Annotated in this window: 25 protein-coding genes; 10 read left to right on the top strand and 15 right to left on the bottom strand. The window is 71.2% G+C overall.

Features of this window, described 5'->3' with window-relative positions:
• Window positions 1–235: 235 nt before the first annotated feature.
• Entirely contained in the window at window positions 236–979 is a 744-nt protein-coding gene (locus ACH4NX_RS10850) for a SigE family RNA polymerase sigma factor (protein ID WP_398127934.1), read from the bottom strand.
• 272 nt (window positions 980–1251) lie between these two features.
• Here ACH4NX_RS10850 and afsQ1 point away from each other — a divergent pair, with 272 nt between their 5' ends.
• The 5 genes from afsQ1 to ACH4NX_RS10825 all read left to right on the top strand — a co-directional run bounded on the left by afsQ1 (window position 1252) and on the right by ACH4NX_RS10825 (window position 5230).
• A complete protein-coding gene (afsQ1, locus tag ACH4NX_RS10845) occupies window positions 1252–1929 on the top strand; it encodes a two-component system response regulator AfsQ1 (protein WP_003974066.1) in 678 nt (225 codons plus the stop codon).
• Window positions 1926–3617, top strand: coding sequence for an ATP-binding protein (locus tag ACH4NX_RS10840; RefSeq protein ID WP_398127935.1), 1692 nt, complete (start codon window positions 1926–1928; stop codon window positions 3615–3617). The genes afsQ1 and ACH4NX_RS10840 overlap by 4 nt, the downstream gene beginning before the upstream one ends.
• The gene (locus ACH4NX_RS10835) at window positions 3617–4228 is read left to right on the top strand and encodes a hypothetical protein (RefSeq protein WP_351397553.1); all 612 of its coding nucleotides are present in this window, start codon (window positions 3617–3619) and stop codon (window positions 4226–4228) included. The genes ACH4NX_RS10840 and ACH4NX_RS10835 overlap by 1 nt, the downstream gene beginning before the upstream one ends.
• A 151-nt stretch (window positions 4229–4379) precedes the next feature.
• Window positions 4380–4931 (top strand): VanZ family protein, encoded by a 552-nt coding sequence (locus ACH4NX_RS10830; RefSeq protein ID WP_351397556.1) that lies wholly within the window; start codon window positions 4380–4382, stop codon window positions 4929–4931.
• A 95-nt stretch (window positions 4932–5026) separates the two neighbouring features.
• Window positions 5027–5230, top strand: a complete 204-nt coding sequence (locus ACH4NX_RS10825) for a PspC domain-containing protein (RefSeq protein ID WP_351397558.1) — start codon at window positions 5027–5029, stop codon at window positions 5228–5230.
• Window positions 5231–5377: 147 nt separating this feature from the next.
• On the opposite strand, the gene ACH4NX_RS10820 is transcribed toward ACH4NX_RS10825, so the two are convergent.
• On the bottom strand, window positions 5378–5722 hold the full coding sequence (locus tag ACH4NX_RS10820; protein ID WP_351397561.1) for an ATP-binding protein: 345 nt from the start codon (window positions 5720–5722) through the stop codon (window positions 5378–5380).
• Between the two features lie 139 nt (window positions 5723–5861).
• The gene (locus tag ACH4NX_RS10815) at window positions 5862–7115 is read right to left on the bottom strand and encodes an adenosine deaminase (protein ID WP_398127936.1); all 1254 of its coding nucleotides are present in this window, start codon (window positions 7113–7115) and stop codon (window positions 5862–5864) included.
• A gap of 176 nt (window positions 7116–7291) precedes the next feature.
• Between ACH4NX_RS10815 and ACH4NX_RS10810 the strand changes: the two genes are divergently transcribed.
• On the top strand, window positions 7292–8056 hold the full coding sequence (locus ACH4NX_RS10810; protein ID WP_398127937.1) for an alpha/beta hydrolase: 765 nt from the start codon (window positions 7292–7294) through the stop codon (window positions 8054–8056).
• Between the two features lie 31 nt (window positions 8057–8087).
• On the opposite strand, the gene ACH4NX_RS10805 is transcribed toward ACH4NX_RS10810, so the two are convergent.
• On the bottom strand, window positions 8088–9041 hold the full coding sequence (locus ACH4NX_RS10805) for a LysR family transcriptional regulator (RefSeq protein ID WP_351397569.1): 954 nt from the start codon (window positions 9039–9041) through the stop codon (window positions 8088–8090).
• A 63-nt stretch (window positions 9042–9104) separates the two neighbouring features.
• On the opposite strand from ACH4NX_RS10805, the gene ACH4NX_RS10800 reads away from it, so the two are divergent.
• Both ACH4NX_RS10800 and ACH4NX_RS10795 read left to right on the top strand, forming a co-directional pair.
• Complete coding sequence (locus ACH4NX_RS10800; protein WP_398127938.1) at window positions 9105–10421, top strand: MFS transporter; 1317 nt, start codon at window positions 9105–9107, stop codon at window positions 10419–10421.
• A gap of 107 nt (window positions 10422–10528) precedes the next feature.
• Window positions 10529–11533 carry a sigma-70 family RNA polymerase sigma factor gene (locus ACH4NX_RS10795; protein WP_351397575.1) on the top strand — a complete coding sequence of 335 codons (1005 nt, stop codon included), beginning with the start codon at window positions 10529–10531 and terminating at the stop codon, window positions 11531–11533.
• Here ACH4NX_RS10795 and ACH4NX_RS10790 read toward each other — a convergent pair.
• Entirely contained in the window at window positions 11426–11812 is a 387-nt protein-coding gene (locus ACH4NX_RS10790; protein ID WP_351397578.1) for an STAS domain-containing protein, read from the bottom strand. The two genes, ACH4NX_RS10795 and ACH4NX_RS10790, sit on opposite strands and share 108 nt — an antisense overlap.
• A gap of 126 nt (window positions 11813–11938) precedes the next feature.
• Between ACH4NX_RS10790 and ACH4NX_RS10785 the strand changes: the two genes are divergently transcribed.
• Window positions 11939–12859 carry an AEC family transporter gene (locus tag ACH4NX_RS10785; protein WP_351397580.1) on the top strand — a complete coding sequence of 307 codons (921 nt, stop codon included), beginning with the start codon at window positions 11939–11941 and terminating at the stop codon, window positions 12857–12859.
• A gap of 7 nt (window positions 12860–12866) precedes the next feature.
• Here ACH4NX_RS10785 and ACH4NX_RS10780 read toward each other — a convergent pair whose 3' ends face one another.
• From ACH4NX_RS10780 to ACH4NX_RS10740, 9 genes are all read right to left on the bottom strand, one after another.
• Window positions 12867–13451: a Uma2 family endonuclease gene (locus ACH4NX_RS10780; RefSeq protein ID WP_398127939.1), complete on the bottom strand. Its 585-nt coding sequence runs from the start codon at window positions 13449–13451 to the stop codon at window positions 12867–12869.
• Window positions 13452–13548: 97 nt separating this feature from the next.
• Window positions 13549–14832, bottom strand: a complete 1284-nt coding sequence (locus ACH4NX_RS10775; protein WP_351397585.1) for a thymidine phosphorylase — start codon at window positions 14830–14832, stop codon at window positions 13549–13551.
• Between the two features lie 38 nt (window positions 14833–14870).
• The gene (locus ACH4NX_RS10770) at window positions 14871–15272 is read right to left on the bottom strand and encodes a cytidine deaminase (RefSeq protein WP_398127940.1); all 402 of its coding nucleotides are present in this window, start codon (window positions 15270–15272) and stop codon (window positions 14871–14873) included.
• The gene (locus ACH4NX_RS10765) at window positions 15269–16543 is read right to left on the bottom strand and encodes an ABC transporter permease (protein WP_398127941.1); all 1275 of its coding nucleotides are present in this window, start codon (window positions 16541–16543) and stop codon (window positions 15269–15271) included. The genes ACH4NX_RS10770 and ACH4NX_RS10765 overlap by 4 nt, the downstream gene beginning before the upstream one ends.
• Window positions 16540–17664, bottom strand: coding sequence for an ABC transporter permease (locus tag ACH4NX_RS10760; RefSeq protein WP_351397593.1), 1125 nt, complete (start codon window positions 17662–17664; stop codon window positions 16540–16542). The genes ACH4NX_RS10765 and ACH4NX_RS10760 overlap by 4 nt, the downstream gene beginning before the upstream one ends.
• A complete protein-coding gene (locus ACH4NX_RS10755; protein ID WP_351397596.1) occupies window positions 17664–19232 on the bottom strand; it encodes an ABC transporter ATP-binding protein in 1569 nt (522 codons plus the stop codon). Before ACH4NX_RS10755 ends, ACH4NX_RS10760 begins: the two co-directional genes overlap by 1 nt.
• Window positions 19233–19490: 258 nt before the next feature.
• The gene (locus ACH4NX_RS10750; RefSeq protein WP_398127942.1) at window positions 19491–20540 is read right to left on the bottom strand and encodes a BMP family protein; all 1050 of its coding nucleotides are present in this window, start codon (window positions 20538–20540) and stop codon (window positions 19491–19493) included.
• Window positions 20541–20831: 291 nt separating this feature from the next.
• On the bottom strand, window positions 20832–21884 hold the full coding sequence (locus ACH4NX_RS10745) for a BMP family ABC transporter substrate-binding protein (RefSeq protein WP_351397602.1): 1053 nt from the start codon (window positions 21882–21884) through the stop codon (window positions 20832–20834).
• Between the two features lie 216 nt (window positions 21885–22100).
• A complete protein-coding gene (locus ACH4NX_RS10740; RefSeq protein ID WP_398127943.1) occupies window positions 22101–23339 on the bottom strand; it encodes a M20 family metallopeptidase in 1239 nt (412 codons plus the stop codon).
• A gap of 461 nt (window positions 23340–23800) precedes the next feature.
• On the opposite strand from ACH4NX_RS10740, the gene ACH4NX_RS10735 reads away from it, so the two are divergent.
• On the top strand, window positions 23801–24400 hold the full coding sequence (locus tag ACH4NX_RS10735; protein ID WP_398127944.1) for an ALF repeat-containing protein: 600 nt from the start codon (window positions 23801–23803) through the stop codon (window positions 24398–24400).
• Between the two features lie 81 nt (window positions 24401–24481).
• On the opposite strand, the gene ACH4NX_RS10730 is transcribed toward ACH4NX_RS10735, so the two are convergent.
• On the bottom strand, window positions 24482–24757 hold the full coding sequence (locus tag ACH4NX_RS10730) for a transposase (RefSeq protein WP_398127945.1): 276 nt from the start codon (window positions 24755–24757) through the stop codon (window positions 24482–24484).
• Window positions 24758–24981: the final 224 nt, after the last annotated feature.

Below are 24981 nucleotides of genomic sequence, written 5' to 3'. Positions count from 1 at the left end.
GTACACACGAAGAAGCGGGACTGGACGGACCCCCCGGCCCTCCAGTCCCGCTCCCCTTGTGCTCCCCCGTGCTTCCCCCGTGTCCCCCCGGGTTGTTCCCCCGTGTCCCCCGTACTCCCCCCGGGTCCCCCGTGGTGCTTCCCCGTGAGTAAGAGCCCGGGATCCTCCCCCTGATACACCCTGGCTCGTACTTTTTTCCGCGAGTCCCCCCGGACCCCCGGTTCCCCCCCGGCCTTCAGGCGACCAACTCGCCGAAGGCGTCCTCCCGGTCACGGCCGAAGCTGAGGACCTCGTCCTCGCGCAGCCGGCGGAGCGACCGCCAGATGCTGGACTTGACCGTGCCGACACTGATGTCGAGGATGTCCGCGATCTCCGGGTCCGTGCGGCCCTCGTAGTAGCGCAGGACCAGCATGGTGCGCTGGAGTTCGGGGAGCCGGGTCAGCGCCTGCCACAGGACCGTACGCAGCTCGGTGCCGCGCATCGCGTCCGTGTCGCCCGCCGTCTCCGGCAGTTCCTCGGTCGGGTACTCGTTGAGCTTGCGGCGCCGCCAGGCGCTGATGTGCAGGTTGGTCATCGTGCGGCGGAGGTATCCGCCGACCGCCGCCTTGTCACTGATCCGGTCCCACGCCCGGTACGTCGAGAACAGCGCGCTCTGCAGCAGGTCCTCGGCCTCGAAGCGGTCACCGGTGAGGTGGTAGGCGGTGGCGTACAGGGAGGCGCGGCGCTCCTGGACGTAGGCGGTGAACTCCGCCTCCGACAGGGAACGGCGCTCCCCCGAGTCCTCCCCGTACGCCGGCCCCCCGTGCGTCTCCCCCTGACGCGTGTCGACCACCGCCATGTAGGCGGTGTGCTGTCGTCCGGTGCCGCGAGCGCACCCCCGCCCGCTCACCGCACCGGACTTCTCGGAACCCCGGTGTGCGTGCACGTCGTGCAGACGCGTGACCACTGCGCTGGTGCTGGTGCCCTTCAGCGTGTTCATCTCGCGCCCCCGTCCGTGGACTTCCGGTGTTCGGCCTGCCGTACCGCGACGTGCTCTGCCTGCTCTGCCTGCTGTGTCGCGACTCGCCGTGTTGCCTGTGACCAAAAGCTTGCCCCGGTGACTTCATGGCCGTGTCCGCCGACTGTCACAGAGCTGTCACAGGGGTCCGTCACGGCTGTACCACCGTTCCTTCACAGGGTCCGGCGGCGTGGCGGGGCCCCAACCGGACCCACCGGTCGATCCGCACCCCCTCCATGGGCCAGAATGAGCCCGTGCCTTCCCTGTTGCTGATCGAGGACGACGACGCCATCCGTACGGCCCTGGAGCTCTCCCTGACCCGCCAGGGCCACCGGGTGGCCACCGCTGCGAGCGGTGAGGACGGTCTGAAGCTGTTGCGCGAGCAGCGGCCGGACCTGATCGTGCTGGACGTGATGCTGCCCGGCATCGACGGTTTCGAGGTGTGCCGTCGCATCCGGCGCACCGACCAGCTGCCGATCATCCTGCTGACCGCGCGCAACGACGACATCGACGTGGTCGTCGGTCTCGAGTCGGGCGCCGACGACTATGTCGTCAAACCTGTCCAGGGCCGGGTGCTGGACGCCCGGATCCGGGCCGTGCTACGGCGCGGGGAACGGGAGTCGACCGACTCGGCGAGCTTCGGCAGCCTGGTCATCGACCGGTCGGCGATGACCGTCACGAAGAACGGCGAGGACCTCCAGCTCACGCCGACCGAGCTGCGGCTCCTCCTCGAACTGAGCCGGCGGCCGGGCCAGGCGCTGTCCCGGCAGCAGTTGCTGCGGCTGGTGTGGGAGCACGACTACCTCGGCGACTCCCGGCTGGTGGACGCCTGCGTGCAGCGGCTGCGCGCCAAGGTCGAGGACGTGCCGTCGTCCCCGACCCTGATCCGTACCGTGCGGGGTGTCGGCTACCGGCTGGATCCGCCTCAGTGACGAAGGAACACCAGGGGGGTGCACGCGGCTGGGCCGCGGCTCGCAAGGGAGTCTGGTCCTGGCTGCGCTTCACCAGCCTGCGCCTGCGGCTGGTCCTCGTCTTCGGTCTTGTCGCGCTCACCGCCGCCGTGTCCGCGTCCGGCATCGCCTACTGGCTGAACCGGGAGGCGGTGCTCACCCGTACCCAGGACGCCGTGCTGCGCGGCTTCGAGCAGGAGATGCAGAACCGGGCGGGCGCGCTGCCCGAGCACCCCACCCAGGACGAGTTGCAGCACGCCGCGGGGCAGATGGCGGGCAGCGGCCAGCGGTTCAGCGTGCTGCTGGTCGCCGAGAACGCCGACGGCGAGACCGTGTACGGCAGTTCCGGCGGCCTGGACGGCTTCTCGCTGTCCGACGTGCCCGAGTCGCTGCGTACGGCGGTGAACAAGGAGCAGAAGGTCACCAAGGCCAACGAGCACCCGTACCACCTGTACTGGCAGCGGATCACCGAGGACGACACCCCGCAACTCGTGGCCGGCACCAAGGTGATCGGCGGCGGGCCGACCGGCTACATGCTCAAGTCGCTGGAACCGGAGGCCAAGGACCTGAACTCGCTCGCCTGGTCGCTGGGGATCGCCACCGCGCTCGCCCTGCTCGGCTCCGCGCTGCTCGCGCAGGCACTGGCGACGACCGTGCTGAAGCCGGTGCACCGGCTCGGGGTCGCGGCGCGCCGCCTCGGCGAGGGGAAGCTCGACACCCGGCTGCGGGTGTCCGGTACCGACGAACTGGCCGATCTCTCCCGCACGTTCAACAGCGCCGCCGAGGCGCTGGAGAAGCGGGTCGCGGACATGGCCGGCCGGGAGCAGGCCTCTCGGCGCTTCGTGGCGGACATGAGCCATGAGCTGCGTACCCCGCTGACGGCGATCACCGCCGTCACGGAGGTGCTGGAGGAGGAGCTGGAGTTCGAGGGCGGGAGTTTCGACCCGATGGTCGAGCCCGCCGTGCGGCTGGTGGTCAGCGAGACGCGGCGGCTGAACGACCTCGTGGAGAACCTGATGGAGGTCACCCGCTTCGACGCGGGCACCGCCCGGCTGGTCCTGGACGACGTCGACGTCGCCGACCAGATCACCGCCTGCATCGACGCCCGCGCCTGGCTGGACGCCGTCGACCTCGACGCCGAGCGCGGCATCCACGCCCGTATCGATCCGCGCCGCCTGGACGTCATCCTCGCCAACCTGATCGGCAACGCGCTCAAGCACGGCGGGTCGCCGGTGCGGGTGTCGGTGGCGCGGGCGGACGACGAGGTGGTCATCCGGGTGCGGGACCACGGGCCCGGAATCCCCGAGGACGTCCTGCCGCACGTCTTCGACCGCTTCTACAAGGCGAGCGCGTCCCGGCCGCGCTCCGAGGGCAGCGGGCTCGGCCTGTCCATCGCCCTGGAGAACGCGCACATCCACGGCGGTGGGATCACCGCCGAGAACTGCCCCGAGGGGGGTGCGGTGTTCACGCTGCGGCTGCCGCAGGACCCGCCGGCGGACGAGGACTCCGAGGAGGCCGGGGACGCCGGGGGCACCGGGAGCGCCAGGGTCGACTCGGGTGTCTCAGGTGACTCGGCTGCCTCGGGTGTTTCGGGTGACTCGGCTGCCTCGGGTGTTTCGGGTGACTCGGGTGACGAGAGCACGGGCAAGGACGCGAAGGGACAGGTCTGATGACCGTACGCCGCCTGCCGGCACTCCCCGGGCTCGTAGTGCTGGCCGCGCTGCTCGCCGGGTGTGGCATCCGCGCCACGGAGGTGCCCACGGACTACGGTCCCGCGCCCTCGCGGGTGCGCTGCTCGCCGGCCGGACCGGACGTGTCGACGCAGGCCGCGCCCGGCGTTCCGGTGCGGGTGTTCCTGCTGTGCGGCTCGTCGCTGGCGGCCGTGGACCGGACGGTACGGGTGCCGGACGGCGCGGCGGACTCCGAGCGGCGGGTGCTGGTGGCCGAGGGGCTCCTGAACCAGCTCACGGCACCGCCGTCGGCCGCGGAGAACGAGGCCGGGTACACCACGGACGTGGGCCGCGGGATCACCGTGGCGGGGCCGCGGTCCGGCGATCCCGAGGACGCGCTGCGCCTCGGCGTCGACCCCGGCGACCTCACCTCCTACGCCCTCGCGCAGGTCGTCTGCACCTTCTCCGACTCGGCCGCGGCCGAGGGCGACGACTCGGTCGTGCTGGCCGGTCCGGCCGACCGGCCCGCGCGCCGCTACGTCTGCACGGACGAGGTCCGAGCCCGGCCGGGCAGCAACGAGCCGCCGTCCAGCGAGGTCACGGACGGCTGACGGCCGACGGCTGACATCCGGTGGTCAACGGCCGGCGACGCGGGGCTGACGGGCGCCGGCACCGAGGTCCGCGTGGGCCATGTGGCGCAAGCCTCACCCTTGCGGGGGAGAGGCCGGAACCGAGTGCGGCGGCGCCCGCGTCTAGGGGGACGTGCAGCGTCATGGGTTTCTCGGCGGCAGCGCCGCGCTCCGCATCCGTGTGACAGGAAGTGTTCTCCTGGTCGCACATCTCGCGTTCGTCGCCTGGTACACGCTGCGACCGCTCGACGTCCCCTGGGTGCTGCCGCCCAACGTGCACCCGTTCGACGGGATCCGCGCCGATCTGGCGCTCGGCTGGCCCGCGGCGGCACGTGCTCTCGGCGGGTCGCTCGCGCTGCTGGCGCCGCTGGGGGTCCTGCTGCCGATGGCGGGCGGCCGGCTGGCCGTCTCGCCGCTGGCCTCCCTGCTGCGCACCATGGCCGCGGGTGCCCTGCTGTCGCTGGGCATCGAGCTGCTGCAGACCGGGGTGCCCGGTCAGGTCGTCGACGTCGACTCGCTCCTGCTGAACACTGCGGGCGTGGCCCTGGCCCACCTGGCCCTCGTCCCCGCGGGCCGGGCCCGGCTCCGTCGCAGGTCCGAGCGGGGCGAGGGGGAGGCCGCACCTCAGGAGGAGCCCACTCAGGGTCGGACCCCGACGATTCCCAGGGTCGGTATCGCCCCGTAGAGCGACGCTTTGTTCCGTTCGTCTCCGTAGCGTGGAGGGCAGATGAAGGGGAAGCCGAACGGCAGCCCCGCCCACACGCTCACGAAGGAGCCGCGATGTCCCGCCTCGCCCGCCCCACCCACGGCCGCATGATCGGCGGAGTGTGCGCCGCGCTGGCCCGGCGCTTCGGCACCTCCACCACCACGATGCGGACGATCTTCGTCGTCTCCTGCCTGCTGCCCGGCCCGCAGTTCCTGCTCTACCTCGCCCTGTGGATCCTGCTGCCGTCCGAGGAGAAGGCCGCCCGTACGGCATGGTGACGGGCCGTCGCGGGTCCCGGTGATCCTCCTCCCCGCCGCCCCGCCGCCCCTCTGGTCCTCTGGCCCTCTCGCCCTCCGGTACGCCGACGGGGCGCCCCCGGTGTCGCCGGGTGCGCCCCGTCGGCGCGCGCCTGGGGAGGGGCGGGCTCAGCCGCCGAGCGGGATGCCGTTCACGCCCAGTCCCTGGGCCGGCAGGCCACCGAGCAGGCCGGCGACCGGAGCGTCGGACAGCTGCTCGGCGACCACCTGCTCGACGAACGGCGGCGCGGCGGTCAGACCCGTGCCGGAGACGTCGCCGGCCTGCGACAGCACGTTGCCCGCGAGGGGGGCCACCTCGGAGACGGTCTCCACGGGGAGGGTCCGGGCGACGGAGTCCACGGCCTGGGTGGTGTCCGGGAGTTCCGGTGCCGCGGTGGCCGCGCCCGCGCCGACGGCGGCGAAGGCGGCACCGAGGGCGGCGACACCGAGGGTCTTGACAGCAGACTGCTTCATGAAATGCGTCCTCGAAATGGGATGACGGGGATGTGAGCGGTCCTTGAACGTAAACACGCGACACCTCCCGCGGCAAACATTGAAATGCGGACGGATTGTGAAAGCCCATCCGCATTTCCGTATTACCGTAGCCTCCCGATCAACCCGCACTCTCCGAAGAACCGCTGGTCGAAGCCGTCTGCCGGAACAGCCATTCGGATTTCAGCTCGGCATATCCGGGCTTGATCACGTCATTGATCATGGCCAGTCGTTCATCGAAAGGAATGAACGCTGATTTCATCGCATTGACGGAGAACCACTGGATGTCGTCGAGCGTGTAGCCGAACGCGTCGACAAGGTGCTCGAATTCCCGGCTCATACCGGTGTGGGACATCAGCCGGTTGTCCGTGTTGACGGTGGCACGGAAGTGCAGCCGGCGCAGCAGCCCGATGGGGTGCTCGGCGTACGAGTCCGCCGCCCCGGTCTGCAGGTTGGAACTGGGGCACAGCTCCAGCGGGACGCGCTTGTCCCGGACGTACGAGGCGAGCCGCCCGAGTTCGACCGTGCCGTCCTCGTGGACCTTGATGTCGTCGATGATGCGCACCCCGTGCCCGAGCCGGTCGGCGCCGCACCATTGCAGGGCCTGCCAGATGGACGGCAGCCCGAAGGCCTCGCCGGCGTGGATCGTGAAGTGGTTGTTCTCCCGCTTGAGGTACTCGAAGGCGTCCAGGTGCCGGGTGGGCGGGTACCCGGCCTCGGCGCCCGCGATGTCGAAGCCGACGACGCCGAGATCGCGGTAGCGGTTGGCGAGTTCGGCGATCTCCAGCGAGCGCGCGGCGTGCCGCATGGCGGTGAGCAGGGCGCCGACGCGGATGCGGTGGCCGTCGTCCCGCGCCCGGCGCTCGCCCAGCCGGAAGCCCTCGTTCACGGCCTCGACGACCTCTTCGAGGCTGAGCCCGCCCTCCAGGTGCTGCTCGGGGGCGTACCGCACCTCGGCGTAGACGACGCCGTCCTCGGCGAGGTCCTCGGCGCACTCGGCGGCGACCCGGACCAGCGCGTCGCGGGTCTGCATGACGCCGACGGTGTGGGAGAAGGTCTCCAGGTACCGCTCCAGCGACCCGGAGTCGGCGGCCTGCCGGAACCAGGCGCCGAGCCGGTCGGCGTCGGTCTCGGGGAGGCCGGAGCAGCCGGTGGCCCGGGCGAGTTCGACGACCGTGCCGGGACGCAGGCCGCCGTCGAGATGGTCGTGCAGCAGAACTTTCGGCGCCCGGCGGATCTGGTCCGGCGTCGGCGTCCTCGCGGTGTCCTTGGCCGTGTTCTTCGCGGTGTTCTCCGCGGCGGTCCGAGCGGCCGCCTGCGCGGAGGTCTGAGCGGCCGTCTTCGCGGCGGTCTGCGCGGTGCTCTGGCTCGTCATTTCCGCACCCTAACTCCTACGCGCGTAGAACACCGGGTGAATGCGCGGGAACACCCGTGGACGCGCGAACCCGAGGGCGTTCACAAGGCGTGCGGCCCGGTGTACGGATCCGCCGGAATGTAACGGTGACCGCGAGGACGGGTGGCGGACCCCCGGTCTTCTGAGAATCTTCTGCCATGTCACAGCAAGCGACGCCGGTCCGTCGGGCCCGGCTGGGGCGAACGCTCGGTCCGCAGGGGACGGCGGTGAGCGGTGTGGTGCTGCTGCTGCCCGGTGGCGACGAGGTCTCCAGCCGCAGACCCTCTCCGCTGCTCGCGGCGGCGTCCGTCCGTACGCTGGGGCGCCGGCTCGCGCGCGCGGGGCGGGACGAGGGCCTGGCCACGCACGTCGTGCACTACCGCTACCGCGGCTGGAACGGCACCGAGGCCCACCTCGCCCGGGACGCCGAGTGGGCCGCCGACGAGGCCGTACGGCGCTACGGCGACGTCCCCGTGTGCCTGGTCGGCACCGACATGGGCGGGCGTGCGGCGCTGCGCGCGGGCGGGCACGAGGCCGTCAACTCGATACTCGCGATCGCTCCTTGGCTGCCCGACGAGGACATGGCCGCACCGCCCGAACCGGTGAAGCAGCTCGCCGGGCGCCAGGTGCTGATCGTGCACGGCACGAACGACGAGCGCAGCGATCCGGAGCTGTCGTTCCGGCTGGCCTCCCGGGCGAAGAAGACGAACCGTGCCGTGTGCCGGTTCGAAGTCCACTCCGACGGCCACGGCTTGCGGCACCATCGGGAGGAGGTCGCCGCGCTGGCCGAGGACTTCGTGAGGGGCGTGCTGTTCGGGCAGTCGTTCTCGCGGCCGGTGGAGGACGCGCTGGCCGCTCCCCCGCCGCTGGGGCTGCGGATGCCGTTGGCGGTGGGGTTCGGGAAGTCGTTGCGGCGGCGGTAGAGACCGCGGCGTCGGGTCGGGGCGGCCGGGGTCAGGACGGGAGCAGGTGGCCCCGCCGGGACAGCAGGAACTTCTTGAAGGCCGCCACCGGGGGCGTGTCCGTACGCCCCGCCAGCCAGGCCACGCCGATCTCGCGGGCCGCGCGCGGGGCCGTGACCGTCAGTTCGACCACGCCGGGACGGGGCACGGCGGGCGGCGGCAGCAGGGCGACGCCGAGGCCTGCCGCGACCAGGCCGCGGAGTGTCTCCGCCTCCTCCCCCTCGAAGGCCACCCTGGGCCGGAAACCGGCCTCCTTGCACAGGGCGTCGGTGATGCGGCGCAGGCCGTAGCCGGGCTCCAGGGTCACGAAGACCTCCTCGGCGGCCTCGGCGAGCCGGATGCGCCTGCGCCCGGCCAGGGAGTGGTCGGCCGGCACGACCAGCCGCAGCTTCTGCTCGTCGAGGCGGCGGGCGACCAGGTCGGGGGCGTCCGGGACAGGGGAGGTCAGGCAGAGGTCGAGTTCGCCGGCACGCAGCCGCTCCAGCATGGCCTCGCCGTAGTTCTGGACGAGGCTGAAGCGGACCCGGGGGTGGTCGGCGCGGAAGGCGTGCAGCAGTCCGGGGACGGTCTCGGCGCCCATGGTGTGCAGGAAGCCGAAGGCGACCTTGCCGGTGGCCGGGTCGGCGTCCGCGCGGACCTCGTCGGCGGCGCGCTCCACCTCGGCGAGGGCGCGTTCGACGGAGCCCAGGAAGGTACGTCCGGCGACGGTCAGCGCGAGGGTGCGGCCCCGGCGCACGAACAGGTCGACGCCCAGGTCCTCCTCGAGGCGGACGAGGGCACGGGAGAGCGTCGACTGGGGGACGTTCATCTCCTGGGCGGCCCGGGTGACGTGCTCGGTGCGGGCCACGCCGGCGAAGTGCGCGAGCCGGGGCGCGAGCAGCGCGACGATGTCTTCCGTGTCACCGGAAGGTGACAGGCGAGCCTGTGAGCTTTGCTGATGCACCATGGGAACGATTATGGCCATTCCATGCATTGGACGGATGAGTCACGGTCTTCGTACCGTCGCAGCATGACTCCCGCCGATACCGGGGCGTCCACCACCGTGGACGCCGCTGCATCCGTCTCCGCCTCCGACGCCCCCGGTGCCCCGGGCGCCCCCGACTCGCGTATGGCCCCCGGCGGGCCCGGCTACCGCCGGATGAGCCTCGCCCTGTTCCTGGCGGGCGTCGCCACCTTCGCGCTCCTCTACTCCACCCAGGCCCTGCTGCCGCTCATCTCGGGCGACCTGGGCGTCACCGCGAGCGACGCGAGCTGGACGGTGGCCGCCGCGACCGGTGGCCTCGCGGTGTTCGTGCTGCCGATGAGCGCGCTGTCGGAGCGCTTCGGACGCCGTACGGTCATGACGGGATCGCTGGCGGTCGCGGTGACCGTCGGGCTGCTGGTCCCCTTCGCCCCCTCGCTGCCGGCGCTCGTCGCGCTGCGCGCCGTACAGGGCGCGGCGCTGGCCGGGCTGCCCGCCTCGGCGACGGCGTACCTCGCGGAGGAGGTGCGGCCGCGGGCGCTGGTCACCGCGATCGGCCTGTTCGTCGCGGGCAACAGCGTCGGCGGGATGAGCGGCCGGGTCATCACCGGCTGGGTCGCCCAGGAGTGGGGCTGGCGGGTCGCCGTCGGCGTGATCGGCCTGGTCGCGGTGGCGTGCGCGGTGGCCTTCCGGATGCTGCTGCCGGCGCCGAGGCACTTCACGCCGGGCTCGCTGCGCCCGCGCGTCCTGCTCCGCACGGTCCGCGACCACCTCGCCGACCCGCTGCTGCGCCGCCTGTACGCGATCGGCGCGCTGTTCATGACGGTGTTCGGCGGCGTGTACACGGTGATCGGCTACCGCCTGGCGGAGGCGCCCTTCTCCCTGCCGCAGGGTCTCATCGGCTCGATCTTCCTGGTCTACCTGGTCGGCACGGTCTCGGCGTCGACGGCGGGCCGCCTGGTGGGCCGCCTCGGCCGCCGCGGGGCGCTGTACCTGGGCGGCGGTACGACGGCGGCGGGCCTGCTGCTGTCCCTCGCCCCGTCCCTGCCGCTGGTCCTGCTGGGCCTGGTCCTGATCACGGCGGGCTTCTTCGCCGGGCACGCGGTGGCGTCCTCGGCGGTCGGCAAGACCGCCCAGCACGGCCGCGCCCAGGCCTCGGCCCTGTACCAGTCCGCCTACTACGTCGGCTCCAGCGCGGGCAGCACGGTGGGCGCGGTGGCCTTCCACTCCGGCGGCTGGGCCGGGACGGTCGGGGTCGGGCTGCTGGCGGTGGTGGGCGTCGTGGCGATCACGGGGCTCGGCTCGCTCGCGGCGCGCCGACAGGCCCCGGACAGGCCGGTGCGGGCCCTGAGCCTGTCCCGCTGACCTGCGCCTTTCCCGACTGCACAGGCCATTGTCAGTCCCCTGCGGTAGCTTCCGAAGTGCGAGGCGCGAAGACGCGCACGAGGGTACGCCACAGGGGTGGGTGGACGATGACCAACGGCACCGTGACGACGGAGCTGGAATCCGCGCTGGAGAAGCACCGGGTGGAGCTGACGGGATACTGCTACCGGATGCTCGGCTCCTCCTTCGAGGCCGAGGACGCGGTCCAGGACACCCTGGTCCGCGCCTGGCGGAGCTACGACAAGTTCGAGGGCCGCTCCAGTCTCCGTTCCTGGCTCTACCGCATCGCGACCAACGTCTGCCTGGACATGCTGACCGCGGGCAACAAGCGGGCCCGCCCGATGGACCTCACGGACGCGACGCCGCTCGCCCGGGCCGCCCTGTCCCCCCGACCGGACAACACCTGGCTGGAGCCGATGCCCGACGCCCGCGTACTGCCCTCGACCGCCGACCCGGCCGAGGCCGCGATCGCCAAGGAGTCGGTGCGGCTCGCCTTCATGGCCGCCCTCCAGCAGCTGCCGCCCAAGCAGCGGGCGGTGCTGATCCTGCGCGAGGTGCTGGCGTGGAAGGCGAGCGAGGTCGCCGAGCTGCTCGGCACCACGGTCGCCTCCGTCAACAGCGCCCTCCAGCGCGCCCGCGCGACCCTCGCCGAGCGGGAGGAGACAGGCGACGGCGCGGCGGTGTCCGACCCACTGGACGAGAAGCAGCAGAAGCTCCTGGAGCGCTACGTAGCCGCCTTCGAGGGCTATGACATGACGGCGTTGACGGCGCTGCTCCACGAGGACGCGGTCATGACGATGCCGCCGTTCGACCTGTGGCTGTCCGGTTCGGCGGACATCACCGGTTTCATGACGACGCTCGGCGCGGCGTGCGCGAACTCGCGGCTGGTGCCGGTCGAGGCCAACGGACTGCCGGCCTTCGCGCACTACAAGCCGGACGAGGAGGCGGGCGGCTTCGCGCCGTGGGCGGTCCAGGTGCTGGAGATCTCAGAGGGCCGCATCACCGGGTTCCACTGCTTCCTGGACACCAAGCGGTGGTTCCCGCTGTTCGACCTGCCGCTCCGTCTCGAAGCGGAGGCCGACGAGGTCCAGTAGGGCGTGCAGGGCGGGATCGGGGTCGCGCAGCCGGATCCGGCCCCCGGCCCGCCGGGCGGTGAGCTCCAGGCGGGCCAGCAGGTCGACGACGGCGAGCCCCGGCGGTCCCAGCCCGCCGACGTCGCAGACGACCACCCCGGCCCGGGTGCTTTCCATCAGCGCGCGCACCTCGTCGCAGAGCCGGGGTGTCTCCCCTCGGGAGACAGGCCCGGGCAGCACGAGTACGGCGGGTGTCACGGCGTCCACGTGCGGTAGACCCGGGGTGGTCCGGGAACTCATCGGTGCCCGCCGTCAGAGATCACATTGACGTGCGCGTGCCCTCCCCCGGAGGGTTTGCCGCATGCCCCACCTATCCCCTCCCCGCGCCATGCCGTCCCACGTCCGCCCGCTCGGCGGGGAGGTGCCGTGCAGGGGGTGCTGACCGGCTTCGCGGTCATCGCGGTCGTCATCGCCGTCGGCTATGTGCTGGGTCTGCGGGGCCACCTCGGTCCCCAGGGCCGCGAGGTACTGACCAGACTCGCCTTCCACGTGGCCTCGCCGGCCCTGCTGTTCACCACACTGGCGACGGCCGACCTGTCGGTGGTCTTCTCCAGCCGGCTCCTGGTCACGGCGCTGTCCACGGCCGCCGTGGCCGGGGTCTTCGTCGCGGTGGGTGTCGTACGGGGCTGGGGCGTGGGCCGGACGACGATCGGCGCCCTGTGCTCCGGCTACGTGAACTCCGGCAACCTCGGCATCCCGATCGCCGTGTACGTCCTGGGCGACGCCTCGCTGGTGGCGCCGGTGCTGCTGTTCCAGCTGGTGCTGGTCACACCGGTCGCGGTGACGGTCCTGGACCTGTCGCAAGGGGGCGGCAAGGTTCCCCTGTGGCGGGTGCTGCTGACACCGCTGCGCAATCCGATAGCGCTGGGCTCGCTGGCCGGGGTCGCGGTCGCCGCGAGCGGTCTGCGCGTACCCGACCCGGTCATGGACCCGGTGACCCTGATCGGCAACATGTCGGTCCCGGCGGTCCTGCTGGCCTTCGGTATCGGCCTGTGCGGCTCCACGATGCCGCTGCGTGGCGTGGAACGGCGGCCCGTGCTGCTCGCGGTGGCGTTGAAGACGGTGGGGCAGCCGGCGGTGGCCTGGACGCTGGCGTACGGGGTGTTCGGGCTGCGGGGCGCGCACCTGCTCGACGTGGTGGTGACGTCGGCGCTGCCCGCGGCGCAGAACCTGTACACGTACGCGTCGACGTACGGGGTGGGCGAGCGGCTGGCGCGGGACGCGATTCTGGTGTCGACGGTGGTTTCGGTGCCGGTGCTGGTGGGGGTGGCGGCGGTTCTGGGGTGAGGGCGGCTCAGCTCGTGGGAAAGACTCCGGTGTCGATCTCCAGGTCGAAGGGGTTCGGCAAAGTCAGCTTCTCGCCGTATTCCACCGATGCCAGGACGCGATAGGTGCCATCCTCGGGCACTCCGTAAAGCGTGGCCGTCGGGCATCCGCTGTGCCAGGGATCCAGGAGAAGGTAGAAGGGGGCGCCAGCACGGGCGTACCCCCTGACCTTCTTGATCCGGTCATGGTTGGCGTTGCTGCGAGAGGTCACCTCCACCACCAGCTCCGCCTCACTCGCATGCACTCTCCTGCCCTGTCGCAACGCCACCCTGGGCACAACGCACAGATCAGGCTGGAAGACCCCCGCCGTCTCCGGGACCCCCAGGCCCAGGGTCTGGTAGACGCCACATCCCTCTGGAACGGCGGTGTAGAGACTCAGTTGCAACAGCTCGGCGGTGTCGTTGTGTGCTTCGGACGGCGGAGGCGCCACGGTGACGATCCCTTCGATGATCTCCACCTTGCTGCCCTCCGGAGCGTCCGTCTCCTCCAGGACACGGACGACCTCCTCCCAGCCCGCCCCTCCGGGGGTCGGCTCGGCACTGAGTGCGCTCATGGCGGTGTCTCCAATCGGTGCGTCACCGAGTCCAGCATGCCGAACGGGACCGGTGCAGGTCCACCGGTCCCGTTCACCCGTATGGGAAAACCCCTGATCAGGCGATGCGTTCCAGCACCACCGGCGACGCCGTGAAGTCCGTACCCGCCGGGGCGACGTCGTACGAGCCCTCCACGGCGGCGAGCGCGTACTCGAAGCGGTCCGGGGTGTCGGTGTGGAGGGTCAGGAGGGGCTGGCCCTCGGTGACCGTGTCACCCGGCTTGGCGTGGAGCTCGACGCCCGCGGCGGCCTGCACCGGGTCCTCCTTGCGGGCGCGGCCCGCGCCCAGGCGCCAGGCGGCGACGCCGATGTCGTAGGCGTCGAGGCGGGTCAGGACGCCGGAGGCACCCGCCTTGACGACGTGCTGTTCCTTCGAGGTGGGCAGGGCCGCGTCGGGGTCGCCGCCCTGGGCCGCGATCATGCGGCGCCAGACGTCCATCGCCGAACCGTCGGCCAGCGCCTTCGCGGGGTCGGCGTCCTTCAGGCCCGCCGCGTCGAGCATCTCGCGGGCCAGGGCGAGCGTCAGCTCGACGACGTCGGAGGGGCCGCCGCCGGCCAGGACCTCGACCGACTCGCGGACCTCCAGGGCGTTGCCCGCCGTGAGGCCGAGGGGGGTGGCCATGTCCGTGAGGAGCGCGACCGTCTTCACGCCGTGGTCGGTGCCGAGGCCGACCATCGTCGACGCCAGCTCCCGCGCGTCCTCGATGGTCTTCATGAAGGCGCCGCTGCCCACCTTCACGTCCAGGACCAGGGAGCCGGTGCCCTCGGCGATCTTCTTGGACATGATGGAGGAGGCGATCAGCGGGATCGCCTCGACCGTGCCCGTGACGTCCCGGAGGGCGTACAGCTTCTTGTCGGCGGGGGCGAGGCCGTCGCCGGCCGCGCAGATCACCGCGCCGACTCCGTCCAGGACGTTCAGCATCTCCTCGTTGGACAGGAGCGCGCGCCAGCCGGGGATCGACTCCAGCTTGTCCAGGGTGCCGCCGGTGTGGCCGAGGCCGCGGCCGGAGAGCTGCGGGACGGCCGCGCCGCAGGCCGCGACCAGCGGGGCGAGCGGCAGGGTGATCTTGTCGCCGACGCCGCCCGTGGAGTGCTTGTCGGCGGTCGGACGGGACAGGGACGAGAATTCCATGCGCTCGCCGGAGGCGATCATCGCGGCGGTCCAGCGGGCGATCTCACCACGGTTCATGCCGTTGAGCAGGATCGCCATCGCGAGCGACGACATCTGCTCGTCGGCCACCGCGCCGCGCGTGTACGCGTCGATGACCCAGTCGATCTGCTCGGCGCTGAGTTCGCCGCGGTCCCGCTTGGTGCGGATGACGGAGATGACGTCCATGGCCATGGCTGGCCCTTCCTAACGGGGATTACGGGAGTACGGCATTACGGGAGCTGCTTGGTGAGGTGGTCGGGGCCGAAGGCCTGCGGGAGCATCTCCGACAGGGGGACGATCCCTGCAGGGGTCTCCAGCAGCATCCCGGGGCCCCCGAACTCGTACAGCAGCTGTCGGCAGCGGCCGCACGGGACGAGGGTCTCGCCGTGGCCGTCGACGCAGGCGAAGTGCGTCAGCCGGCCGCCGCCGGTGAGCTGGAGCTGGGAGACGAGCCCGCACTCGGCGCACAGGCCGATGCCGTAGCTGGCGTTCTCGACGTTGCAGCCGGTGACGGTGCGGCCGTCGTCGACCAGGGCGGCGGCGCCGACGGCGTACCCGGAGTACGGGGCGTAGGCGTGGGCCATGGCCTCGCGGGCCGCCGTGCGCAGCGCGCCCCAGTCGACGTCGGTCATTTGCCCTGTCCCTTCCGGTACTGCATGCCGTTCGCCCTCGGCATCCGCAGGCGCTGTGCGGACAGTGCGAGGACGACGAGGGTGACGACGTACGGCGTGGCGGAGACGACCTGGTTGGGGACGTCGTCGGTGGTGGCGTACCAGGCGAAGACCAGGGCGCCGATCACCACGGTGATCGCGGCCTTGACGTACTTCTTGCGGACCGCGAGCCAGATGGCGCCGGCGACCAGCAGCAGTGCGCCGAGCAGCAGCAGGGCGTGCACGTTGGCGGAGCCGCCGCGCAGGTTGAGGCTGTCGGTGTAGCCGAAGAGGCCGGCGCCGATGGCGAGGCCGCCCGGCATCCAGTTGCCGAAGATCATCGCGGCGAGGCCGATGTAGCCGCGGCCGCTGGTCTGGCCCTCCAGGTAGAAGGGGTTGGCCACGATGGAGAGGAAGACGCCGCCGAGGCCGGCCAGGCCGCCGGAGATGATCACGGCGAGGTACTTGTACTTGTAGACGTTGACGCCGAGGGACTCGGCCGCGATCGGGTTCTCGCCGCAGGAGCGCAGGCGGAGGCCGAACGGGGTGCGCCACAGGATGTACCAGCTGGCGGGGATCAGGGCGACGGCGATCAGGGTGAGCCAGGAGACGTCGGTGACCAGGCCGCCGAGCAGGCCGGCGATGTCCGAGACGAAGAACCAGTGCCGGTCGTTGAGGCTCTCCAGGGCGTCGGAGAGCCCTGGCACCGTGAAGTGGCCCAGCGAGTCGACCGGCGGGGACTGCTTGGCCGAGCCGCCCTGGTGGCCCTCGAAGGCGAGCGGGGCGAGGTAGCGGGTGGCGCCGAGGGCGAGGATGTTGATGGCCACACCGGAGACGATGTGGTTGACGTTGAAGGTGATCGTGACGATGGCGTGCAGCAGGCCGCCGAGGGCGCCGCCGACGATGCCCATCAGGACGCCGGTCCACGGGCCCCACTGGAAGCCGGCCCAGGCACCGAACCAGGTGCCGAGGATCAGCATGCCCTCGAGGCCGATGTTGACGACGCCCGCGCGTTCGGCCCACAGGCCGCCGAGACCGGCGAGGCCGATCGGCACGGCGAGCTGGAGCGCGGTGGACATCTGGCTGACGTTGGTGATGCCGTTGGCGCCGGTGATGAGGCGGACGATGGAGGTCAGTGCCAGGGCACCGGCGATGATCAGCAGCAGGACGGGCAGCGAGATCCGGCGGCCGGTCGGCGCCGCGGGCTGCAGCGAGGGCTGGTTGACGTCGGTCGCAGAGGTCGGGGCGGTCATCGGCCAGCCACCTCCTTCTTGGTGTTGTCGGTGGCGCCGAGGACGTGACCGGCGGCCAGCTCCGCGCCGACGCGGCGCTGCTGGCGGCGCAGGCCCCACTCGCGGACGGCCTCGTAGGAGACGACGACGGAGAGGACGATCAGGCCCTGCATGATGACCGCGATCTCCTTGTCGTAGCCGTGGAAGTCCAGCTCGGGCGAGGCCTTGTCGAGCCAGGCCCACAGCAGGGCGGCGAAGGCGATGCCGACCGGGCTGTTGCGGCCGAGCAGGGCGATGCCGATGCCGAGGAAGCCGATGCCGGTGGGGAAGTTGAGGCTGTAGGTGTGGGTGTCGCCGAGCAGGATGGGCAGGCCCGCGAGTCCGGCGAGGCCGCCGGAGAGCAGCATCGCGGTGAGCACCATGCGCTTGGGATTGACGCCGCTGGCCGCGGCGGCGGACTCGGAGGCGCCGGAGGCGCGCAGGTCGAAGCCGAAGCGGGTGCGGTTGAGGACGACCCAGTAGCCGATGCCGAGGAGGACGGCGAGGATCACCAGGCCGTAGACCTCACCGGCCGCGCCCATGTCGATGCCGGGGATCCAGCCGGACTCGTGCATCTCGCCGGTGGTGTTGTTGTTGCCGATCTTGACGCCGAAGACGTCCGGCAGCCACAGGTAGCCGATGACGGCGGTGGCGATGGAGTTGAGCATGATCGTCGCGACGACTTCGCTGACACCGCGGGTGATCTTGAGTACGCCGGCGATGCCGGACCAGAAGGCACCGGTGAGGACGGCGGTCAGGAGGAGGAGCGGGATCTGGAGGGCGGCCGGGAGGCTGGCGTGGGCGCCGACGATCGCGGCCGCCATGGCGGCGAGCTGGTACTGGCCGTCGACGCCGATGTTGAACAGGTTCATCCGGAAGCCGACGGCCACCGCGAGGGCCGCGATGTAGTACATCGACGCCTGGTTGATGATCAGGACCTGGATGTCGGAGAATCCGGCCTGCTCGAACATCAGGGCGAACGGTTCGACCGGGTTCTTGCCCGAGGCGATCAGGACGATCGCGCTGAGCGCGAAGGCCACGGCGAGCGCGATGACCGGGCCGGCCACCGCGAGGAGCACGCGCTCCTTGTCGAACTTCTTCATCAGCGGGCCTCGTCTTCCGCACCCTGGCCGGCGTCGGCCGGGGTCTCGGGGTTCTCTTCGTGTTCGAGGTGTCCGGAGGCGGCGCCGGTCATCGCCGAGCCCAGCTCCTCGGGGGTGATGGTGGCCGGGTCGGCGTCCGCGACCAGCCTGCCGTCGTAGATCACCCGGAGGGTGTCGGACAGGCCGATCAGCTCGTCCAGGTCGGCGGAGATCAGCAGGACGGCGAGTCCCTCGCGGCGCGCCTCGCGGATGTGGTCCCAGATGGCGGCCTGCGCGCCGACGTCCACGCCACGGGTGGGGTGGGCGGCGATGAGGAAGCGCGGCTTGTGGCTCATCTCCCGGCCGACGATCAGCTTCTGCTGGTTGCCACCGGAGAGCGAGGCGGCGGTGACGTCGATGCCGGGGGTGCGGACGTCGTACGTCTCGACGATGCGGCGGGTGTCCTCCTGGGAGCCCTTGGGGTCCAGCCAGACGCCCTTGCTGTTGGGCCTCTCGGTGACGTGGCCGAGGATGCGGTTCTCCCAGAGCGGGGACTCCAGGAGCAGGCCGTGGCGGTGGCGGTCCTCGGGGATGTAGCCGACGCCCTGCTCGCGGCGCTTGCGGGTGGGCAGCGCGGTGATGTCCTCGTCGAGGAAGCGGATGGTGCCAAAGTCGGCGTGCCGCAGGCCGATGAGGGCGTCGACCAGTTCGGTCTGGCCGTTGCCCTCGACGCCGGCGATGCCCAGCACCTCGCCGGCGTGGATGGTGAAGGAGATGTCGTCCAGCAGGGCCTTGCCGCCGGGGGCCGCGAGGCGCAGCGTGTCGACGGTGAGGACCGGGCGGTCGGTGACCGTGGACTCGGCGGTCTGCGGGGTGGGCAGCTCGCTGCCCACCATCAGCTCGGCGAGCTGGCGCGGCGTCGTCTCGGCGGGGACGGCGGTACCGACCGTCGTACCGCGCCGGATGACGGTGATCTCGTCGGCGACGGAGAGGACCTCGCCCAGCTTGTGCGAGATGAAGATGACGGACAGGCCCTCGGCCTTGAGCTCGCGCAGGTTGTCGAAGAGCGCGTCGACCTCCTGCGGCACCAGGACCGCGGTCGGCTCGTCGAGGATCAGCGTGCGGGCGCCGCGGTAGAGGACCTTGAGGATCTCCACGCGCTGACGGGCGGCGACGCCGAGTTCCTCGACGAGGACGTCGGGGCGCACGCCGAGGCCGTACCGCTCGGAGATCTCGTTGATCTTCCGGCGGGCCTTGGCGCCGATGCCGTACAGCTTCTCGCTGCCGAGGACCACGTTCTCCAGGACGGTGAGGTTGTCGGCGAGCATGAAGTGCTGGTGGACCATGCCGATGCCGCGGACGATGGCGTCGGCGGGCGACGAGAAGGCGACCTGCTCGCCGTCGATCGCGATGGTGCCCTCGTCCGGCTTCTGCATGCCGTAGAGGATCTTCATCAGGGTCGACTTGCCGGCGCCGTTCTCGCCGACGAGGGCGTGGACGGTGCCCTTGCGGACGGTCAGGTGGATGTCGTGGTTGGCCACGACACCGGGGAAACGCTTGGTGATCCCGGCGAGTTCGACGGCGGTCACCGATTCGTTGACCGCCGCTCCGGCCGGAGGGCTGCTGGACGCGTTGATGGCGCACTCTCCTGGTGACGGGGGCCGTCTACGCGCGTAGCGCCCCTACGGCATCTAAAGCGGCGGCGGCACATCGACACACGACGGGGTACGGAGAGAGGGCTCAGAGGCTTCCTCCCCGTACCCCGCCGGGCGGGTGCAACCGGCGCGGTTACACGCGGTTCGAGGTGTTGCTGGTGCTGCTGGTGCTGGTGCTGCTGGTGAGGCTGCTCAGCTGCTCTTGACCTTGATCTCGCCGCTGACGATCTTGTCCTTGGCCGCCTTGATCGCTGCCTGGAGCTCGGCGTTGTCCGCGAACTTCGGGTTGGAGTCCGAAAGGCCGACCTCGCCGGACTTCAGATCGCCCCGAACGATACCGGTCTCGGGCTTGCCGTCCTCGACCGACTTCGCGAGGTTGTACACCGCCTTGGCGACGTCCTTCGTGGCCGAAGTCAGAATGTGGTCCTTGTACTTCGCGAGGGCGTCCTGCTTGTACTGGTCGGAGTCGACACCGATCGCCCAGACCTTGTTGGCGGCCGCGGCCTCGATCACGCCCTGACCGGAGAGACCGGCCGCCGCGAAGACGACGTCGGCCTTCTTCTCGATCTGGCCCTCGGCGGCGGTCTTGCCCTTGTCGGGGCTGGAGAAGCCGCCGTCCTCCGCGGTCTGCGTCAGGTACTGCGAGATCACCTTGACCTTCGGGTCGGTGTCCTTGACGCCCTGCTCGTAGCCGGCCTGGAACTTGTGGATCAGCGGGATGTCCACGCCGCCCACGAAGCCGACCGTGTTGGTCTTGGTGCTCTTGGCTGCGGCGACACCGGCGAGGTAGGAGGCCTGCTCCTCGTTGAAGACGAGGTCGGCCACGTTCTTCGCCTCGATCGTGGCGTCGTCCACGATGCCGAAGGTGGTGTCCGGGTACTTCTCGGCGGCGCTCTTCAGCGCGGCGGCGTACGCGTAGCCGACGCCGATGACCGGGTTGTGGCCCTGCTTGGCCAGCGAGACGAGGCGCTGCTCCTTGTCGGCGTCGGTCTCGCCGTCGGTGGGCTCGACGTCGGCCGTCTCGTAGCCGAACTCCTTCTTCGCCTGCTCCAGGCCCGCGTAGGCGGCGTCGTTGAAGGACTGGTCGCCCTTGCCACCGACGTCGTAGGCGATGGCGAGTCCCTTGTCGCCCTTGGACTCCGACGAGCCGGAGGAGGTCGAGGTGCCACCGCAGGCGGCGAGGGCGAGGGCCAGGGAGGCGGTCGCTGCGCCTGCGACCGTGATCCGGGAAATCCGGCGCATGTCTGGTGCTCCTGTCGTACAAAGCGCCGGACGGTTCGGCTACGGCGCTGGCTTCGCCGCAGATTAACGCGCGTAGACCTGCCTGAAAACCCCTTCTGTCCTTCTTGTTATCCGCCCGTGAGCAAGGCGCGGCGAACGGGGGCGCGGGGCTTGCCGGACGCGAACGGAGGATGGCGGAGGGTGACGCCCTCTCTCCCGGTCACGGCACGCCGAAGCGGGCGGGCACTTCGGGTGCCCGCCCGCTTCGTCCGGTTCTGTGCGACTTCTGTACGAGGCCGGTGGCGCTCGGTGCTACTCCGTCCTCACCTTGATGGAGCCCGAGGTGATGCCCTCCTTGGCCTCGGCCACGGCGTCCGTCAGACCCGGGACCTCGGCGTACTTCGGGTTGGCGTCGGACAGGCCGACACCGTCGGACTCGAGGTCGAAGGTGTGGGTGCCGGTCAGCGGCTTGCCGTCCTCGACCGACTTGGCCAGGGCGAACACCGCGCCGTCGATGTCCTTGAGGGCGGAGGTCAGGATGTGGTCCTTGTACGCCGCGAGCGCTTCCTGCTGGTACTGGTCGGAGTCGACGCCGATCGCCCAGACCTTCGCCTTCGCGGCGGCCTCGATCACGCCCTGGCCGGACAGCCCGGCCGCCTGGTAGACGACGTCGGCCTTCTTCTCGATCTGGCCCTCGGCTGCGGCGCGGCCCTTGTCCGGGCTGGAGAAGCCGCCGTCCTCCGCGGTCTGCGTCAGGTACTGCGAGACCACCTCGACCTTCGGGTCGGTGTCCTTGACGCCCTGCTCGTAGCCGGCCTCGAACTTGTGGATCAGCGGAATGTCCACGCCGCCGACGAAGCCGACCGTCTTGCTCTTGGTGGCCTTGGCCGCGGCGACACCGGCGAGGTAGGAGGCCTCGTTCTCGGCGAAGACCAGGGAGGCCACGTTCTTGGCGTCGACCACGGAGTCCACGATGCCGAAGGTGGTGTCCGGGTACTTCTCCGCGACGGCCTTCATCGCCGGGGCGTAGGCGAATCCGACGCCGATGACCGGGTTGTAGCCCTGCTTCGCCAGCGAGGACAGCCGCTGCTCCTTGTCGGCGTCGGTCTCGCCCTCGGTGGGCTCGATGTCGGCGGTCGTGTAGCCGAACTCCTTCTTCGCCTGCTCCAGTCCGGCGTACGCGGCGTCGTTGAAGGACTGGTCGCCCTTGCCGCCGATGTCGTAGGCGATGGCGAGGCCCTTGTCGTCCTTGGTGCCCTCGTCGCCGCTGTCGCTCTCGCTGCTGGTGCCGCCGCAGGCCGTGGCGGCGAGCGCGAGCGACGCGACCCCCACCGCGGCGCGGGTCAGTCTCGATATCCGACGCATCTGAAGCTCCCCATTCTCCAAAGCCCCGCAGCGGGCGCTCGGTTCGGCGCAGATTAACGCGCGTAGAAACTCCTGGGAACGGGGTTCCGCGGGGCCGTTACCCATTCGTGCCGCTGGTTGGTGCCGGGGGTGTCGGGACGTGCCGCGGGATGCCCGGGGGGTGCCGCGTGGCCCTGTCCCCCACCGCGCGGCCGCCCCGCGGCCACCGCGCCGCGGCTACTGCACCGCCTCGATCAGCGCCGCCGCGGTGAACATCTCCACGCCGACCGTGATGGCGCGTTCGTCCACGTCGAAGTCGCCCTGGTGCAGGTCGCGGACCGTGCGCTCGCCGGGCGGGCGGACGCCGAGGCGGGCCATGGCGCCGGGCACGTGCTCCAGGTACCAGGAGAAGTCCTCGCCGCCGAGGCTCTGCTCGGTGCTCTCCACGGACTCGGTGCCGCGCCGGGCGACCATGGCGGCCTGGAGCAGTTCGGTGCTGGTGACCTCGTTGACGACGGGGGGCACCCCGCGGACGTAGGTGATCTCGGACTTGGCCCGGTACAGGTTGGCGATCTCGTCGATGGCGCCGACCACGAGGTCGGGCGCCTGCCGCCAGGCGTCGAGGTCGAGGCAGCGCACGGTGCCGGCGAGTTCGGCGTGCTGCGGGATGACGTTCGGGGCGTGGCCGGACTCGACGCGCCCCCAGGTCAGGGCGAGACCGCTGCGGCTGTCCACGCGCCGGGCGACGAGCGAGGGCACGTCGGTGACCACGCGGGCGGCTGCGGTGACCAGGTCGGTGGTGAGGTGCGGGCGGGCGGTGTGGCCGCCGGGGCCGTTGAGGGCGACCTCCAGCCGGTCGCAGGCGGAGGTGATGGGACCCACCCGCAGGCCGATCCGCCCGGCGTCCACCCGGGGGTCGCAGTGCACGGCCAGGATGCGGCGCACCCCGTCGAGCGCGCCGCCCTCGATGGCGTCGGCCGCGCCGCCGGGCAGCACCTCCTCCGCCGGCTGGAAGACCAGCCGCACGGGCCGGGGCAGCAGGCCCCGCTCGTGCAGGGCGGCGAGCACCAGCCCGGTGCCGAGGACGACGGTGGTGTGCACGTCGTGTCCGCAGGCGTGGGCGCGGTCCGGTACGCGCGAGCGGTACGGGCACTCGCCCTTGGTGTCCGGGATGGGCAGGGCGTCGATGTCGGCCCGCAGGGCGAGCATGCGCGGCCCGCCGGCCCACTGTCCGGAGTCGGTGCCGGTGCCGATGTCGCAGACGAGCCCGGTTCCCACGGGAAGCACGCGCGGCTTGAGGCCGGCCCGCTCGAGCCGTTCCTTGATCGCGGCGGTGGTGCGGAACTCCTGGTTGCCCAGTTCGGGATGCATGTGCAGATCGCGGCGGAAGGCCACGAGCTCCGCGCGCAGCGCCTCGGGCAGGGCGCCGGGCAACGCGGTTTCACCGGACGTGTCGGCCTCGGACTCTGGGGACATCAACGCTTTCACCCTTTGCAGAGTAGGGCGCCCGAGCGACCGGTGGACCCACGATCAACAAAATTCAGCCCGTTAGGGGGAGAAAACTGGGCCGCCCTACGCATAGCCGTCGACTCGCTTGGGTAAACTCGCCCGCCTTTCCGACCGAGCCGAACATGAGAGATCCACCGGGAGCGGCCCCACCGCTCCACGGCACCCGTCCTTGAGATACGGGTACCACGCGACGATCGCCCCACGCGCGCGATCCGGCGGCCGGACGTCACGGACGGGAACCGGCCGATGAGGTCGGGGGCCGCCGCCCGGGCCCGTCACACGGGACCGACGCCGCCGCCGACGCACCGCCGGTGATGAAGGACCGGTGAAGGCCACGTGATCATTACAGTTTCCCCGCCCGCATCTCCCTGTAATGATGTTCCGGCTGTGGCTGTACAACGTGACTACACCTCAAGGTGGTTGACTCAGTGAAACTGACCCGCGCGACCCTCGCCGTGGCCGTCGGCGCCCTCGCGCCCGCCCTGCTTCTCTCCACCCCCTCCTACGCCGCCGCCCCGGCGCCGTCGACGGCCGCCGCGGTGGTGGCGCCGGGCACGGGCTCCCCCTACGACGAGATGGACGCCGACGACCTGCGCGTCGCCATCGCCAGGACCCTCGCCGACCCCGACAGCGGCCGACGCGTCATCCAGGAGGCCAACGAGCTCCTCGACGACGGCACCGTGGAGGAGATGCGCGCCTGGCTGAAGACCGGGTACCCCCTCGCCCAGGCCGAGGACGACCGCGTCGCCGTCGTCCGTCTCCTCGCCGACCCCGACAGCGGCCGACGCGTCATCCAGGAGGCCAACGAGCTCCTCGACACCAACAACGCGGCGGACATACGCGCCTGGCTCGAGACCGGGTACCCCCTCGCCCAGGCCGAGGACGACCGCGTCGCCGTCGTCCGTCTCCTCGCCGACCCCGACAGCAGCAGCGCTCTGCGCGCCGCCGCGAACGCGGTCCTGGACGACGGCACCCCGGAGGCCCTGCGCCACTTCCTCGAGGTGGGCCAGTACGAGGTCGGCTCCTAGCTTCCGTCGCGTCGCGGTCCCAACCTCTCGAAGTGCGGAGCGCCGAGACAGTGCCTCTCCTCGATGGCGTGGTGATCTCCCTCAACACACCAGCGGCCGGAGAGGCCCTGTCGGTTCCGCGTGCCTCCATGCCCGACGTCCTCGCGAGCTCGTCGAAGGCAGGTACAACTTCCGGTCGATCAACGCCCGCCCTCTTGTGAAGGCGTAGGCCAAGAACGCCCCCACTTGGCAGTTGCCGATCTTCCCAGAGGTGCCGGTGGACTGCCTCTGCACGCCGGCCGACCGGGCGCCCTTCTTGACGAAGCCGGTCTCGTCCACGGCCAGCACGCCGTCCTCGGCGCCCAGATGCTCCAGCATGAAGCCGCGAACCTCATCGCGGACCGCATCCGCTTCCCAAACGCCTGGTTCATCAACCGTCGCATACTGACCGGGCACAGTTCGCCCGCTTCCTCGGCCCGTGTCCTGCCGTTCTTGCGCTCCAACGGCGCGAGCAGCCCGCGCAGATGCTCCCTGCCCGCCGACGCGGCTCCGACGGACGGAAATGCCCACCGATCCGGGCATGCAGAACATCCAGATGCGTC

Source organism: Streptomyces sp. NPDC017225 (assembly GCF_044331465.1).
Taxonomy (GTDB): Bacteria; Actinomycetota; Actinomycetes; order Streptomycetales; family Streptomycetaceae; genus Streptomyces.
Note: the sequence above shows the minus strand (reverse complement) of the source record. Positions and strands in the feature narration are given on the sequence as shown.